Here is a 14905-nt window from a genome sequence, read left to right as displayed (position 1 = left end):
ACTTATGACCTATACATATCATTACAACTCGCCTTTGGGCGGTATTACACTCTCCAGTAACGGAACAGAACTCACAGGGCTTTGGTTTGACGGACAGAAATATTTTGGAGATACGCTCGAAGAAAAATACGAGGAAAAAGGTTTGCCGATATTTGAACAGTCTGCCCGTTGGCTGGATATTTACTTTAACGGTAAAGCGCCTGATTTTACGCCGCCGCTGTACATGCAGACAACACCGTTTCGTAAAGCGGTATGGGAAATTATGCTGACCATTCCCTTTGGAAAAACAATGACCTACGGCGAGATTGCGGAAATAATAGCGAAACAGAAAGGACTTTCTAAAATGTCCGCACAGGCTGTCGGCGGCGCTGTGGGACATAATTCCATTTCCCTTATTATTCCATGCCATCGTGTTGTCGGTACAAACGGAAGCTTAACAGGATATGCCGGCGGCATTGAGAAAAAGGTGCAGCTGCTTACACTGGAAAATGCAGATATGTCCTCGTTTTTTGTGCCAAAGAAAGGGACAGCGTTATAACTTCATCAAATACAGTAACAATACAAAAATCCGTAAGGAAAAAACGCATACTAAGCAGCTTTCAGCTACGATAAGACCCAACCAAACTAAATAACAAAAAAGACCCGGCTATGGGTCTTAAAACATTTATAATTTTTTACACTGACATGACGAAACCTGAAGCCAGCGCGTCTGCCTATTCCGCCATATCCGCATATAAATTTAAAATAAAATCATCTCGAATTTTCTTTCAAGACACCGAATCTTCAAAGAAAATTCGAGCGATTTATACAAGGACAAACTATTGCCTGCCCCAGTTAACTAAGTGAATCAGCATTGTGTCCCGCCATGATAAGCTTCATAAAGCGTTTGTTCTTTGACAAAGCCCTTATTAGCACAACGCCTAAAACCGATACGCATACAAATTCGCCCAACGCAACCCCCGCCGCGCTTGCAAAGAACGGCAGATTCGCTACAAACTTCAGCTCCGCTCCCACAAATACCGCGTTAAACAATACTGGGAAAAGCGAAACCGCAAACAGATTCAATCTGTTTCTGCATACATATATCAGCGCCACGGAGATAATCGTTGCAGCCGTTCCCACAACCGTGTCGATCAAACCTACAGTGCTGAACAGATTAGCTATAAAGCACCCGATAGACATCGACAGGATATAATCCTTGTTGAAAAAGCACAGAAGCACCAGCGCTTCAGATACCCTGAACTGAACCTGTCCGTAGGCAAGTCCGCCTCCGACAAGGGTTATAACTACATAAATTGCCGCAACAACGCCTATATTGGTAATACGGCGCGAATTAAAAATCTCCATACAGATTTCTCCTTGTTTTTATTTTCGAGTGGTGGTCTAGGTTACACTCGTATTATATTTTCTCGGAAAGTTCCGCTGAAAAACAGCCTGAGCTTTAAATCAAGCCTTCCCTACAGAGCCGAACAGCTCCATCTTTTCCTTTACTGTCGCCTTGATAGCCTCAAATCCCGGAGCCAGAAGCTTTCTCGGGTCGAAGCCCTTGCCCTGCAGATCCTTGCCCGCTTCTACATACTCTCTTGTAGCGGCGGCAAAAGCAAGCTGACACTCAGTGTTTACGTTGATCTTTGCAACGCCGAGCGAAATAGCCTTTTTGATCATGTCGGCAGGAATTCCTGTGCCGCCGTGAAGAACCAGAGGCATATCTCCTACCTTCTCCTTGACTGCCGCCAGAGTTTCAAAGGAAAGTCCGGCCCAGTTCTCAGGATATTTGCCGTGAATATTACCGATTCCGGCAGCGAGCATCGTAACGCCCAGATCAGCGATCATCTTGCACTCGTCAGGATCAGCGCACTCGCCGGCTCCGATAACTCCGTCCTCTTCTCCGCCGATTGAGCCGACCTCGGCCTCAAGCGATATACCTAAAACGTCACAGGTGTTTACAAGAGCTGTTGTCTTTGCAATGTTTTCTTCAATAGGATAATGAGAGCCGTCAAACATGATAGATGAGAATCCGGCATTTATGCAGGCCTTTGCGCCCTCGAAAGAGCCGTGGTCAAGGTGAAGAGCGACTGGAACCGTAATGTTAAGCTCCTCCAGCATTCCGTTCACCATGCCTACTACAGTCTTGTAGCCGCACATATATTTTCCGGCGCCCTCGGATACTCCGAGAATTACAGGTGATTTAAGCTCCTCAGCGGTAAGCAGTATTGCCTTTGTCCACTCAAGATTGTTGATGTTGAACTGACCTACAGCGTAGTGTCCCTCAACAGCCTTAGCCATCATTTCCTTAGTTGAAACCAACATATTAAACACCCTTTCGTTTTGCTTTTTGAAACAACAAATATATTATACTATCTTTGCTCCGGAATTGCAACGGATTTTTCTGAAATTAACAATATAGCGGCTGTATTTTAACATTTTGCACACATTCAATTTTCGTACATTTTTATTACCTTAAGCGCTACCTCGTTTTTCGTTATCCGAAGATCCATTGCCTGCTTCTCAAGATATCTGTGCGCCTGCTGCTCCGTAAAGCTGAGATACTGCATAAGCGCAAGCTTCGCTCTGTTGACGTTTCTTATTTCCTCCAGCTTTTTGTGAAGCTTTATATTCTCATGCTGTATGCCCAGCATACGCCTTCTTGAGGCGTTTACGAATTTCATCATCTGAAAAAACAGCTGCCTGCTCAGAGGCTTGGGAATAACCATAACTCCCATATCCTCCACCCGCTCGCTTACCGCGTCGGCGGTTTCAGCCTTTACTATCATTATGCAGCTCGCCATAGACGATTCCGTAAAAAGCTCCGCCAGCTCGTTTCCGTATTCGTCAGACAAGGGACAATTTATAATAACCGCGTCATAGTTGTTTTCCGCCGCGATCCGCCTTGCCTCTATTCCTGAACCGACTACCGACTGTCCGCAGGCAGGAAACGCCTCCCTGACCATGCTTACTATAGCCGCGGTAGCCTTTTCACTGCTTGAAACGACAAGAACCCTGTCCATATCGGCGCACCTCCTCCCGCTTTAAAACGATAACCTTTATTATCCGCAGACCCTTGCCTGCTATGTATTTCCCGTTTTCCGGCGCGGCTTTAAAGCGTGTAGAAATATTTCACCGACTCATATATCTCCTTGTCCTGAGCGTTCATGTAATCGCTCCAATCGCTTTTCTTCATTGAAATATAGCTTTCAAGCACTCTCTCCGGAAGATGCTCCCTGAGAAATTCGCTGTCCTCCGCGCGTTTTACCGCCTCTTCAAGCGAGCAAGGCAGCTTTTCAAAACCGGCAAGCGTTTCATTATCCGCCTTATGAAGATCAAAATCCGCCGGCTCGCAGAGCTCCTCCGAGTCCTCAAGCCCTTTCATACAGGCATAGATAAGCAGACCCAGAGCAAAATAAGGATTGCAGGTATTGTCCGCCGAGCGCAGGATTATCTCATTCTCCTCGCTTTCCTTTGCGGGCGCTCTCATAAGCTGGGCATAGTTCTTATGAGTCCAGGTAACGTATTTAGGCGCAAGATGCTCGCCCAGCCTTGAATATGAATTTGTGATGCTGTTCATAAACAGCGTCATGGCGGGGATCTCGCGCAGCGCTCCCGCCATCATGCTCCTGGCGTCAGACGAAAAATCGCCTTTCGTGCTGAAGATATTTTTTCCGTTCTTAATGCAGGAAAGATATATATGCAGTCCGCTTCCGCACTTGTCAGGCAGAGGCTTGGGCATAAACGAGGCGAACATACCGTTTCTCGCCGCTATAGATTTTACCATGTTTTTAAAGGTAACAAGGTTATCCGCCGCGTTGAGAGCGTTTGAATACTGGAAATCTATCTCGTTCTGTCCCGGCCCCGCCTCGTGACGGGAGCTTTCAGGAACAATATCCATCTGCTCCATCGTAAGGCATATATCCCTTCTCAGATTTTCTCCTCTGTCGGCAGGGGCAACGTCGCAGTATCCGGCATAATCGTGGGGTATTTTGGTCGGCATACCGTTTTCGTCGGTTTCAAATACATAGAACTCGCATGAAGTTCCTATCTGAAAAATATATCCCTTGTATCTCGCGTAGTCCATAGCCGTTTTAAGGAAAAACCGTCCGTCTCCATCGAAAGGAGTTCCGTCGCTGTTCTTTATATTGCAGAAAAATCTTACGACCCTGCCCTGCTGAGGCCTCCACGGCAGCAGAGAAAGAGTGTCGGGATCCGGATACAGCAGCAGATCCCCCTCGGTTACGTTCATAAAGCCTGCCACCTTTGAAGCGTCAAAGGCAAGTCCCGAAGCGAAAACCTTAGGAAGATCGCTGGATATGATCGAAATGTTTTTCAGACAGCCGAAAATATCGCAGAACATCAGCTTTACAAACTTAACGTCGTTTTCCTCAACAAACTGCAGAACCTCTTTTTCCGTGTATTTCATTTACTTATCCTCCTGTTCCCGAGTCCGCCTTTATCAGACTTCAGCTTCTGACCCGCAAAGCAGACCCCGTCCGCTCTGACCGTTCCCTTCTATATGCATACCCGAGGCGCTTACGACCGCCACCGGATTTCCCATCTCGTCTGTAATGTTTATCTCATAATAGCACGTCCGTTTTCCGTCCTTCAGAAGCCTGCTTTCCCCGTAAAGTACATTCCCCTTGGGAGAGCCCATATAGCTTATCTGGCTTACGGTAGTAACGGTGGCAGGCTGCTCGAAATTGGCAGCGACGGCGAAAACAAAGTCCGCGAGAGTAAATATAGCGCCGCCCATAACGTGCCCCGTCGCGTTCATATGCCGCTCGTCAAGCTTCAGACTGCACTTGGCATACCTTTTATCTACAGCTACGATATCTATCCCCGTAGTTATCATAGCGTATCTGTCCTTGATAAAAAATTCCTTCGCTTTTTTGATTTTATCCATAACATTCCCTCATTATCCGTCCGCATAAACGCACGGCGGCATCATCATAAAAGAGGTTACACCGGACGCGTCCGGTATAGCCTCTTATTATTATACAACATTTAATTAGGCGTGTAAAGCTGTTTATACGGATTTTTTGTATCCGGAGTAAGAACATAGAATTTTTCTTTCATTACCTTTTCCTTATCTATTCCGAACTTTCCGCAATATTCCTCGATATAATCCTCGATCTCCGCAAGATCCTCCCCGGAGGCCTCCGCCGCCTTTACCTGAGCCGGAAGATCCTTGGGAAGAGTATTGGTTCTGAGGAATATCTTTCCTCCGTGCATTCCCGTTCCGCAGAAATTTCCCACCGGGATTTCTTCCTCAAAGCCCAGACCGAGAACTATTATATAGCCCCCCGCCTGATACTCTCCCAGGAACGAGCCGGCCTTTCCGCCGATAACAAGCACCGGAATATGATCCATATATGATTTCATGTGGATTCCGGCTCTGTAGCCCGCGCTGTCGCGCACATATATTTTTCCGCCTCTCATGGCGTAGCCGGTAGCGTCGCCCGAAGAGCCGAAAACCGTAATTGTTCCGTTATTCATCGTATCGCCCGTAGCGTCCTGAGCGTTTCCGTAAACGGTAATATCGCAGCCGTCAAGATAAGCCCCCAAGGCGTTTCCCGGAGTACCGTTTATAATAATATCCCCGGCTGTTCTTCCCGAAGCGATATATCTCTGTCCCAGACAGTTTTCAATAACGACAGGCTCATCGGTACAGGCCTTGAGCTTGTCGTTAAGCTCCTTGAAATGCATTAAACCTGCTGTGATCTTCATAATTTATCCCCCTTATCCTTAACCTACCTCGCCAGAAATTCCGCGCGCTTTTTCTTGGAAAACGCCATCAGCTGAGGCTTGCGCTTAATCAGCTCGAAATCAACGGAATCAAGCGGCGTTTTCTTTTTGATAAGACTGGTATATATACCCGCTCTTGCGATATCGCCTATCATTATGTATCCGACAAGCCTGTTGTCCCTGTAGAAAAGCTTCTTATAATTTCTGCCGCTCTTTTCAGTATAAATATCTCCCTCGTAGCTTCCGGCGGTAATCATATGGTAGCCGAACATTCCCATAGCGTTCATCGGGATCGCATTGTCGTAAAGCTTTTCTCCTCCGGCGATATTTATACCCGCCGTTTCTCCCTGCATATAAGCGTTGGGCAGCAGCGCGAGGATTCTGTCCTGACCGACTGAAATATCATATGATTCGGTACAGTCCCCTGCGGCATAAATATCCCGAATGCTGGTTTCGCATTTTTCGTTGGTGACTATTCCTCTGTTTACCTCCGCTCCTGCCTCCTTCAGCAGAGAAACGTTGGGCCGCACGCCTACCGCAAGCACCAGCAGATCGAAGCCGATCTCCTTTCCGCTTTTAAGCACAGCCTTGTTCTTTTCAAATTTCGTCGCGCTGTCCCCGAGGCAGAACCTTACTCCGCGCTCCTCGATAAAGCTTTGTACCAGAGCGGCGCCCTCCTGATCGAGAACCGAAGGCAGTATCCTGTCCGCCATATCCACAACGGTGATTTCCCCTACTCTGTCGGCAATTCCCTCTACGCATTTAAGACCGATAAGTCCCGCTCCGATAACAAGAACCCTGCTGTCCTTATTCAGACTGGCTTCAAGCGCGTGAGCGTCGTCAAGAGTCATAAAGGTAAATTTGTTTTCGACCTTTTCAAGTCCCTCCATCGGCGGAACAAAGGGCGAAGAGCCGGTGGCGTTAAGCAGCTTGTCGTAACTAACCGTTTCGCCCGAATCAAGCGTTACGGTTTTCTTTTCGGCGTCTATTTTAGTTACAGTCCTGCCGAGCAGCGTTTTTACGTTATTGTCCTTGTAAAAGCTGTCCGGACGGTATTTCATTCTCTGCTCGTCGGTCTTTCCCCACAGCAGATAGGAAATAAGCGGACGGGAATAGGTGTGATACGGCTCGCTTGCAATAAGCACTATCTCCGAAGCCTTATCAACGCTTCTTATTCCCTCCACACTGCCTATTGCTCCGGCTGAGTTTCCGATAATAACAAATTTGCTCATTACTTCCGCTCCCCCTTATCTTTCCTCAAAAACTATGGCCTTGTTGGGACAGCCGGCTACGCAGGCGGGCTGACCGTTCGCGTTTTTAACGCAAAGCTCGCACTTCTGGATCGCGTGACCGTCGTCGTCCGGCATAATAGCGCCGTAGGGACAGGAAAGAATACAGGTAAAGCAGCCCACGCATTTATCCTTGTCAACCTCGATAACTCCGTCCTTTACGGAAAGAGCGCCTGTAATGCAGCCCTTTACGCACAGCGGCTCCTCGCAGTGACGGCACTGTACCGCGAAGGCTATGCCGTCCTTTTCCTCGATCTGGATACGGGGATTTATTTTAACGTTTTTCAGAGCCTTGACCATATCGTCCTTGCCTGAGTTAGCGTATGCGCAGTTATACTCGCACAGGTGACAGCCAAGACACCACTTTTCATTTACATAAACTCGTTTCATACTACGAACCCAACCTCACTCTCAATTCACCGCGCGGCTGCGGAATTTCTGCCCTCGCAAGGCAAAACCCCTGTTTCATATTCAGCCGTCTGCGTTTAAATAATTATCATATCCGCCCGCGGCGTTTCCCGCTATTCTCCGGCGTGCTTGATTCCCAGAATGGAAAGCTCCTTTTCAGTCAGTCCGATTCCTCTCAGCATAAGTCTGTTTCCCTTAAGGGCTTCGATAGAGTTGATACCCATTCCGCCCATAATTTCCTTGATCTCATGATCCCAGGCCTTTACAAGGTTTACAAGACGCTTGTAGCCTATCTCCGGATTAAGGCGTCTTACAAGGTCCTCTCTCTGAGTCGCGATTCCCCAGTTGCATTTGCCTGTCTGGCAGGTTCTGCAAAGATGACAGCCAAGCGCCAGAACCGCCGCCGTTGCAATATAAACCGCGTCCGCTCCCAGAGCGATGGCTTTTACAACGTCCGCTGAGGAGCGTATAGAGCCTCCTACTACGACCGAAACGTTATCCCTGATACCCTCGTCCCTCAGACGCTGGTCTACAGACGCAAGGGCAAGCTCGATCGGGATACCTACATTGTCCCTGATCCTTGTGGGAGCTGCTCCCGTACCGCCTCTGAAGCCGTCGATAGCGATAATATCAGCGCCGCTTCTCGCTATACCGGAGGCGATCGCCGCAACGTTGTGAACCGCCGCGATCTTTACGATAACCGGCTTTTCATAGTTGGAAGCCTCCTTGAGCGAATAAACAAGCTGCCTCAGATCCTCAATGGAGTAAATATCATGGTGAGGAGCGGGCGAGATCGCGTCCGAGCCCTCGGGTATCATTCTTGTCTTGGAAATATCCTCGGAAACCTTGATTCCCGGCAGATGTCCGCCGATACCGGGCTTCGCTCCCTGTCCCATTTTTATTTCGATGGCCGCTCCCGCCTTCAGATAATCCTTGGATACGCCGAAGCGTCCGGAAGCTACCTGTACTATCGTGTTGGGTCCGTACTTGTAAAAGTCGGGGTGAAGTCCGCCCTCGCCGGTATTGTAAAGGATACCAAGCTCCTCCGCCGCTCTCGCAAGGCTTTCATGGGCGTTGTAGCTGATAGAGCCGTAGGACATTGCCGAAAACATGACCGGCGTTGAAAGCTCTATCTGCGGTGAAAGATTGTTTACCAGCCTGCCCTTGTCGTCACGCTCTATCTTCTTCGGCTTCGCTCCCAGAAAGACCTTTGTTTCCATAGGCTCTCTGAGCGGGTCGATAGGAGGATTGGTTACCTGCGAAGCGTTAAGCAGTATCTTGTCCCAGTAAACGGGATAATTTTTCGGGTTGCCCATTGAAGACAGCAGCACGCCGCCCGAGCCCGCCTGACGGTATATCTCTGAAATCGTTTCTCCCGTCCAGTTTGAATTATGCTTGAACGTGTGGTCTGTATGAACTATTTTGAGCGCTCTTGTAGGACAAAGCGACACGCACCTGTGACAGTTCACGCACTTAGAATCGTCCGAAACCATTCTGTCCGTTTCTTCGTCATAGGAATGAGCGCAGTTAGCGCACTGCCTTTCACATACGCGGCAGCCGATACATTTATTATAATCCCTTACGATCTCGTATTCGGGATACAGAAAATCTACAGCCATTGAAATACCATCCCTTCTTATACATTACTTTCCGTAGCTGTCAAGCATGGCGATTACAGGTTCTCCGCCCTTGGGAGTCCATATCCTGTCCAGCTCCGGCTCGATGACTCTGACGGCGCACTCCTCGCTTGCCATGTAAACTCTGTCGTCCTTTTCTCCGATAACCATTGACCTGAGCTTCAGCCTGTCGTTAAGAGCCATAAGTCCGCCCTCGAAGCCGAGGATTATGGAAAACGGACCTGTAATCAGCAGACTTGAAAACGCGTTTCTCAGATACCTCGCCCTTTCCTTGTCCTCGTCGCTCATTCTGTCGATCGTGGACCAGAACGGCGCGGCGATAACCTCGGCGCACTCTTCAAGGGTAAGCTTTTGTTTTCTCAGCAGATAGTCGATAATATATGTAATTACCTCGGTGTCAGTCTGCAATGTACATTTATAGCCGTACATCTCAATATTTCTTCTGTTTGCGTCGTAGCTGGAGATCTCTCCGTTATGGACGATCGAATAGTCGAGCATAGCAAACGGATGAGCGCCGCCCCACCAGCCGGGCGTATTGGTCGGATACCTTCCGTGGGCAGTCCACGAATAGCCTTCGTATTCGTCAAGCCTGAAATACTCTCCCACGTCCTCCGGAAAGCCTACCGCCTTGAATACTCCCATATTCTTTCCGCACGAAAAAACATACGCCCCGTCTATATTGGCGTTGATATTGATAACGCACCTTGTAACAAATTCCTTTTCGTCAAGATGAGAATCCTTTAGCTTTGTAGGCAGGGGAGCCACAAAATATCTCCAGATAAGAGGCTCCGCCGTAATCTTATCGCTTTTTCTCACCGGTATCTTTGAAAGGTTTATAATATCAAAATGCCTGTCAAGAAACCTCTCGCATTCTTCCCTCGATTTATTTGAGTCGTAAAAAACATGAAAAGCGTAATAATCGGCGTACTGCGGATAAATTCCGTATCCGGCGAAACCGCCTCCCAGACCGTTTGAACGGTCGTGCATCGTTGCAATGGATTTTACGATCTCAGAGCCGTTTATATTCTTTCCGCTCCTTGAAATTACTCCGGATATCGCACAGCCTGACGGAATCCTGATCTCACCCTCGCGCAGCATACAAATTCCTCCTTATAAATTAAAATCTTCTGTATCCCCCCGGATACCGCGTTTCCCAAACCCACCTGAAATATTCTTCCAGACGCAAAAAAACGTCCATTAAACAGGCGCAGACCGCCTGTAAAATGAACGTCTTTGTTCCGCAGAAATTATTTTATCATAAATATCAGATCTTGTCAACCCTTTTTTGCATGGCAACAGCTCTGTTCATTCAATTTTGTATAATTTAACTCATAAATCAGTATTAAAGCACAGCATTTTTGAAAGTTTGCAACAATCAACTTTCAAAAGCTGAAAAGTTATATGCCATTTATTACATTTACAGCGTTATATATGGTCTTCTTTCAACAAGCATTTCCTTAGAAAATCCCTCTACATACAGCAATTCCAGATCATTTACAAAATACTGTATGTTCGTTCTGAGTTCGACTATATCCTCCGCCAGCTCGATATCAATAAGCAGACCCTCTGAAAGCTCCTGCGCCGAGGCGGTATTTATATTGACTATTTTCATCAGCGGAGCGGCGGTAGTTGTCGTGCGTGAGGTTGTTTTAACCGTTGTAGCAACCGAAACGGCACCTGATGATCTTTTAGCGGTTGTTACTGTTTCGGAAGTCTCTGCAGTCGTACTCGGTGCCTGAGTAGTTACAGATGTCGCAGGGATATAATCTTTATCCGCTACATACAGATATCCTTTAAGCTTTTCAAGCGTGGCTTCTCCTATTCCGTCTATTTCAAGCAGCATATCAAGATCGTGTATCACGCCCACCGCGCCACGGTAATCCAGAATCTTCCGCGCCGTAACCTCCCCTATGCCGTCAATTTGCATAAGCTGTTCGGCACTAACAAGATTTATGTCCGCCGGAAAGCTGTAGACCATTTCCGTCTGGGTTTCAGTCTGCGTCTGCGTTTCAGCGGCGTACGACGTTTCCGCCGAAGCCGTTTCGGAAGCGGTTTTCTTCGACGAAGACGAACGTGCCTCGGTCTTTGAGGAGCCCCGCGTTTCCTCCGGCAGGCTCTGAGTCGTATAAACCGTAACCTGCGAGCTGTAATTAAACTGCACCGGCTCGTTTTCCTCACCGCCGGAATTATTAATAAAAAACGCCGCTGCGGCAGCAGTTATAATAGCTGTAACGCAAACGGCGGTGAAAATCGGTATACCCTTGGATTTTATCTTGGGAAAGCTTTTCTTATCAATGTCGGAATCTTTTTTGTCATTTCCCTGCAAGATGTTCACCTCACAGACAGGATATGTCGAAAAATGTCGTTTTCATATCTGAATGATAGCATAATCCCGTATCTGAATCAAGAAACATCCGCATTCTTTTACAAATTGTTTACATTTCTGACTCCAGTATCAGACGTATGTACTCAGCCTTCCTCCTTACCGCTTACTTTATAAGCGCTTCCGGCAGGCTGCCGTCAGTAAATTTCAAAATGCTTTTCCGCACGGTAAAAAACAGGAATAATATCAAGCGGCGCCGCGCACTCTATCAGGCTTCCGCCCTCATAGGTCTTTTTGGTGTGCGCCTCCGTCCATCTTGCGCCCTTCGGCAGATATACCCTTCTTCTGTCAGCTCCGGCTTCCATGACCGGAGCCACCAGTATATCCGGTCCGAACATATACTCGTCCTCCGTTTCCCAAGCCCTGCTGTCCGAGCTGAAATCAAAGAACAAAGGCCTCATTACCGGTTCTCCCTTTTCGCTTGCCCTGTCCATGCACTCTCTTATATAAGGGCGCAGACGCTCCCTGATAAAAAGATATTTCTTCAATATCCCGTAATTATCCTCTCCGAAGCTCCACACCTCGTTGTCCTGTCCGGAGGTCAGCTGCCGGACGCCGTTTATGTATTCCTCCTCCCTCTCGTACCACGGAGATCTTTCTCCGTGCATACGGAATACCGGACAGAACGCTCCCCATTCAAACCAGCGCACAAGCAGTTCCTTGAACTCCCCGTCTGAAATATCGCCGCCCAAAAAGCCGCCGATATCGGAGGTCCACCAGGGGATTCCCGCTATTCCCATGTTAAGCCCTGCCTGAAGCTGCTCTCTCATCGCCCTGAACGAAGAATGAATATCTCCAGACCAGGTAAGGACTCCGTACTTCTGGCTTCCCGCCCAGGCGCAGCGCACAAGGCTGAGGATGTCCTTTTCGCCCTCCGCCTTCAGCCCGTCGTAAAAGCCCTTGGCATACAGCTTGGGGTAGATATTGGTACACTGCAAAGCTGGACCGGCATAATAGCGGTAGTTGTCAAAGTCATACGGACCGTATTCCGGCTCCGCCTCGTCCAGCCAGAAGCAGCGTATACCGTATCTGTAATAGTTATCCCTGCATTTTTCCCACACAAAGCTTCTCGCCCCGGGATTTGTTGCGTCATAGAAAACAGTGTTTCCCATCCACGTCATATGCAGATTATTTCCCCTGTCGGCGCTGACAAGATAGCCCTTATCAGCCATTTCCCCGTAATTCTCGCTTTTCTCGTCAATGGTTGGCCATACAGACACTACCGTTTCAATGCCAAGCTCCTTAAGCTCCCTTACCATTCCCTCAGGGTCCGGCCAGTCTCTCGGCTCAAACTTAAAGTCGCCCTGCCTGGTCCAGTGGAAAAAGTCTATTACTATCGCGTCCATCGGAAGCCCTCTGCGCTTATGCTCCCTCGCCACCGCCAGAAGCTCCTCCTGAGTGCGGTATCTCAGCTTGCACTGCCAGTAGCCAAGCCCGTATTCAGGCATTCTCGGAGCTCTTCCTGCCGCCGCCGTATAATTCTCCTCTATTTCAGCCGGAGTATCTCCTGCGGTTATAAAATAGTCAAGCTTTTTGGCGCTTTTGGCATACCACTCCGTCTTGTTTGTGCCGAACACCGCCGAGCCTACCGCCGGATTGTTCCACAAAAAGCCGTAGCCTCTGCTGGAAAGCATAAACGGAACGCTTGCCTGACTGTTTCTGTGGCACAGCTCCAACGCCGCGCCCTTCTTATTCAGGTTTTTCTCCTGATACTGCCCCATTCCGTAGATTCTCTCGTTATCAAACGCCTCGAATCTCGCGTAAAGCTCATAATCAGTAGTTCCCGGGATACATTTGAGCTCCTTCGCCTCTATTCTCAGCGGAACGCAGTAACGGTTTATACGGTTTCTGTCCCGGCGGTATTCCTCGGTCAGCAGCTCTCCCCGCTGATTGTAAAAGCTTATTTTCCCCTCATAATCTACCTTTACGGTAATTTTTCCGTTGGTCAGATAATAATTCTTACCGGTCTGGTGATAAGCGGAGTATTCCTCTCCCCTGTACCACGGATCAGTAGTATCCACCGTTTCACAGCGTATTTCGGCTCTGCGCTCCGCCGGCTTTTCCGAAAGAGCCCAATCGTTTGCGTCCATCTCCGGTTCCCTTGTCATCCTTACTCTTACAGAGCTTTCACCCCACGGTTCTATCCACACCCGCGAGGTTCCCGATCTTATCACAAGCCTGTTATCCTCAGTATATACCCTCATAAGCATTCCGCGGCACAAGCCGCCCCTCCGTTTCATTATTATTCCGCAGCGCGGACGGACCTCTGAGCGATCCGGTAATTTTATTTTACTTCATATCCGCGGCTATTGCAATAGGCTTAATCGTTTAAGCTTTTATTTTTTCACAAAAGATCTGCATTTGCAGAAACTCGTTTTGTTTTCTCCTTAGTTCTGTTCTTTTTTATATTTATTTTTCTTTATTTCTGAGAATATCTATCGCCTTTTTCAGCGGCGAGGGAACAGGTATCCCCATCAGTCCGGCGTTTTCGGTTATTGAAAGCGTTTCGTTGACAATAAAAGCGATACATACCGCGTTTTTCAGATACTCCGTTCCCATCAGCCTGTCCAGCCGGCAGGAAACCAGCAGTATCAGCAGCGCCGTTCCCTTGCGGCAAAGTCCCTTGAAGCCCGCCTTGCTTTCCAGCGCCCCGCTCTGAGATTTCAGCGATTTCTTGAAAACTCCCGCGACTATAATTCCTGTTATGTAGTCTATCGCCATAAAAATTATCAGCGTCGTCATAGCGCTGGTCCAGCCGCCGAAAAGCTCGGCTATTGCCGACCCTGCCAGTCCCGCCGCTGCCATGACCCTATGCCTTACACTGTCCACAGGCACCGTTCTCCCCTGCGGCAGTTCTGACCGACTGCCATGTACGCTTCCGCCGTTTTCCGATAATTCAATTTGAAATCCACAGCCTTTCTTCCTTTCTTATAATATAGATTCAGCTTTGTTTATACACATTTACGACCCTTTTCAGATTTTTCGGAGCGTTTTGCTCCGCCGCCTTATCCGCTCATATTCCTGCGCCTCCTTATCCTGATTACTTGTATCCGCGCCGCCTGCCGCCGTTTTAAATACGGCAAGGGTATACGCGCTGTTTTCCTTTGACTTTTTACTGTACATTTCACTGTACTGTAAGCTATTGACTTATCAAAGGATAAATGGTATAACATATACAGAAAAGCTTTTGTGTCAACTAAATGTTGAAATACTAGCTTTCTCTGACTGTTTTTTCTCAGCCCGCTTTCTTGTTCTATCAACCCTTCGTTGTCTTTATTATAACCTATTTTTATGTATTTGTCAACAGTTTGTTGTACAAAATATTGTTTTTGGCACTTTGCACAAAATCAGACAACTAAATGTCGACGCTCTTGACAAGACAACATTCCGTTGATATAATGATATTACAGCTCCTGAATAATTGAAGGAGAGTATATCTGAAAGACGAGAGG

At 48.0% G+C, this 14905-nt stretch carries 14 protein-coding genes; 1 reads left to right on the top strand and 13 read right to left on the bottom strand.

Translation table 11 applies throughout. The features are described 5' to 3' along the window. Positions 1–4 precede the first annotated feature (4 nt). On the top strand, positions 5–538 hold the full coding sequence (locus tag EIH25_RS08585; RefSeq protein ID WP_124100647.1) for a methylated-DNA--[protein]-cysteine S-methyltransferase: 534 nt from the start codon (positions 5–7) through the stop codon (positions 536–538). Between the two features lie 296 nt (positions 539–834). Here EIH25_RS08585 and EIH25_RS08580 read toward each other — a convergent pair whose 3' ends face one another. From EIH25_RS08580 to EIH25_RS08520, 13 genes are all read right to left on the bottom strand, one after another. Continuing rightward, positions 835–1347, bottom strand: coding sequence for a QueT transporter family protein (locus EIH25_RS08580; protein WP_124100645.1), 513 nt, complete (start codon positions 1345–1347; stop codon positions 835–837). 99 nt (positions 1348–1446) lie between these two features. Further along, the gene (gene fba, locus EIH25_RS08575; protein WP_124100643.1) at positions 1447–2310 is read right to left on the bottom strand and encodes a class II fructose-1,6-bisphosphate aldolase; all 864 of its coding nucleotides are present in this window, start codon (positions 2308–2310) and stop codon (positions 1447–1449) included. Positions 2311–2435: 125 nt separating this feature from the next. After that, a complete protein-coding gene (locus EIH25_RS08570; RefSeq protein ID WP_124100641.1) occupies positions 2436–3008 on the bottom strand; it encodes an ANTAR domain-containing protein in 573 nt (190 codons plus the stop codon). Positions 3009–3097: 89 nt separating this feature from the next. After that, positions 3098–4414: a glutamine synthetase family protein gene (locus tag EIH25_RS08565; RefSeq protein WP_124100639.1), complete on the bottom strand. Its 1317-nt coding sequence runs from the start codon at positions 4412–4414 to the stop codon at positions 3098–3100. A 33-nt stretch (positions 4415–4447) separates the two neighbouring features. Then, positions 4448–4894, bottom strand: a complete 447-nt coding sequence (locus EIH25_RS08560; RefSeq protein ID WP_124100637.1) for a PaaI family thioesterase — start codon at positions 4892–4894, stop codon at positions 4448–4450. A gap of 101 nt (positions 4895–4995) precedes the next feature. Beyond that, positions 4996–5718 (bottom strand): glutamate synthase, encoded by a 723-nt coding sequence (locus EIH25_RS08555; protein ID WP_124100634.1) that lies wholly within the window; start codon positions 5716–5718, stop codon positions 4996–4998. A gap of 23 nt (positions 5719–5741) precedes the next feature. Continuing rightward, positions 5742–6968, bottom strand: a complete 1227-nt coding sequence (locus tag EIH25_RS08550; protein WP_124100632.1) for an FAD-dependent oxidoreductase — start codon at positions 6966–6968, stop codon at positions 5742–5744. Positions 6969–6983: 15 nt separating this feature from the next. After that, positions 6984–7415, bottom strand: a complete 432-nt coding sequence (locus tag EIH25_RS08545; RefSeq protein ID WP_124100630.1) for a 4Fe-4S dicluster domain-containing protein — start codon at positions 7413–7415, stop codon at positions 6984–6986. Positions 7416–7546: 131 nt separating this feature from the next. Next, positions 7547–9052, bottom strand: coding sequence for a glutamate synthase-related protein (locus tag EIH25_RS08540; protein WP_124100627.1), 1506 nt, complete (start codon positions 9050–9052; stop codon positions 7547–7549). Positions 9053–9076: 24 nt separating this feature from the next. Continuing rightward, a complete protein-coding gene (locus EIH25_RS08535) occupies positions 9077–10168 on the bottom strand; it encodes a glutamine amidotransferase family protein (protein ID WP_124100625.1) in 1092 nt (363 codons plus the stop codon). A gap of 319 nt (positions 10169–10487) precedes the next feature. Beyond that, a complete protein-coding gene (locus EIH25_RS08530) occupies positions 10488–11396 on the bottom strand; it encodes a helix-hairpin-helix domain-containing protein (protein ID WP_124100623.1) in 909 nt (302 codons plus the stop codon). A gap of 194 nt (positions 11397–11590) precedes the next feature. After that, a complete protein-coding gene (locus EIH25_RS08525; RefSeq protein WP_347561941.1) occupies positions 11591–13675 on the bottom strand; it encodes a TIM-barrel domain-containing protein in 2085 nt (694 codons plus the stop codon). A 187-nt stretch (positions 13676–13862) separates the two neighbouring features. After that, complete coding sequence (locus EIH25_RS08520; RefSeq protein WP_347561940.1) at positions 13863–14282, bottom strand: phage holin family protein; 420 nt, start codon at positions 14280–14282, stop codon at positions 13863–13865. Positions 14283–14905: the final 623 nt, after the last annotated feature.

This window comes from Ruminococcus sp. Marseille-P6503, assembly GCF_900604945.1.
GTDB lineage: Bacteria > Bacillota > Clostridia > Oscillospirales > Ruminococcaceae > FB2012.
Note: the sequence above shows the minus strand (reverse complement) of the source record. Positions and strands in the feature narration are given on the sequence as shown.

What these genes read in the sequence shown, in the direction of transcription:
- EIH25_RS08540 (WP_124100627.1), bottom strand. Translation starts at nt 9,052, where the DNA reads ATGGCTGTAGATTTTCTGTATCCCGAATACGAGATCGTAAGGGATTAT.
- fba (WP_124100643.1), bottom strand. Translation starts at nt 2,310, where the DNA reads ATGTTGGTTTCAACTAAGGAAATGATGGCTAAGGCTGTTGAGGGACAC.
- EIH25_RS08550 (WP_124100632.1), bottom strand. Translation starts at nt 6,968, where the DNA reads ATGAGCAAATTTGTTATTATCGGAAACTCAGCCGGAGCAATAGGCAGT.
- EIH25_RS08570 (WP_124100641.1), bottom strand. Translation starts at nt 3,008, where the DNA reads ATGGACAGGGTTCTTGTCGTTTCAAGCAGTGAAAAGGCTACCGCGGCT.
- EIH25_RS08585 (WP_124100647.1), top strand. Translation starts at nt 5, where the DNA reads ATGACCTATACATATCATTACAACTCGCCTTTGGGCGGTATTACACTC.
- EIH25_RS08560 (WP_124100637.1), bottom strand. Translation starts at nt 4,894, where the DNA reads ATGGATAAAATCAAAAAAGCGAAGGAATTTTTTATCAAGGACAGATAC.
- EIH25_RS08545 (WP_124100630.1), bottom strand. Translation starts at nt 7,415, where the DNA reads ATGAAACGAGTTTATGTAAATGAAAAGTGGTGTCTTGGCTGTCACCTG.
- EIH25_RS08555 (WP_124100634.1), bottom strand. Translation starts at nt 5,718, where the DNA reads ATGAAGATCACAGCAGGTTTAATGCATTTCAAGGAGCTTAACGACAAG.
- EIH25_RS08580 (WP_124100645.1), bottom strand. Translation starts at nt 1,347, where the DNA reads ATGGAGATTTTTAATTCGCGCCGTATTACCAATATAGGCGTTGTTGCG.
- EIH25_RS08565 (WP_124100639.1), bottom strand. Translation starts at nt 4,414, where the DNA reads ATGAAATACACGGAAAAAGAGGTTCTGCAGTTTGTTGAGGAAAACGAC.
- EIH25_RS08535 (WP_124100625.1), bottom strand. Translation starts at nt 10,168, where the DNA reads ATGCTGCGCGAGGGTGAGATCAGGATTCCGTCAGGCTGTGCGATATCC.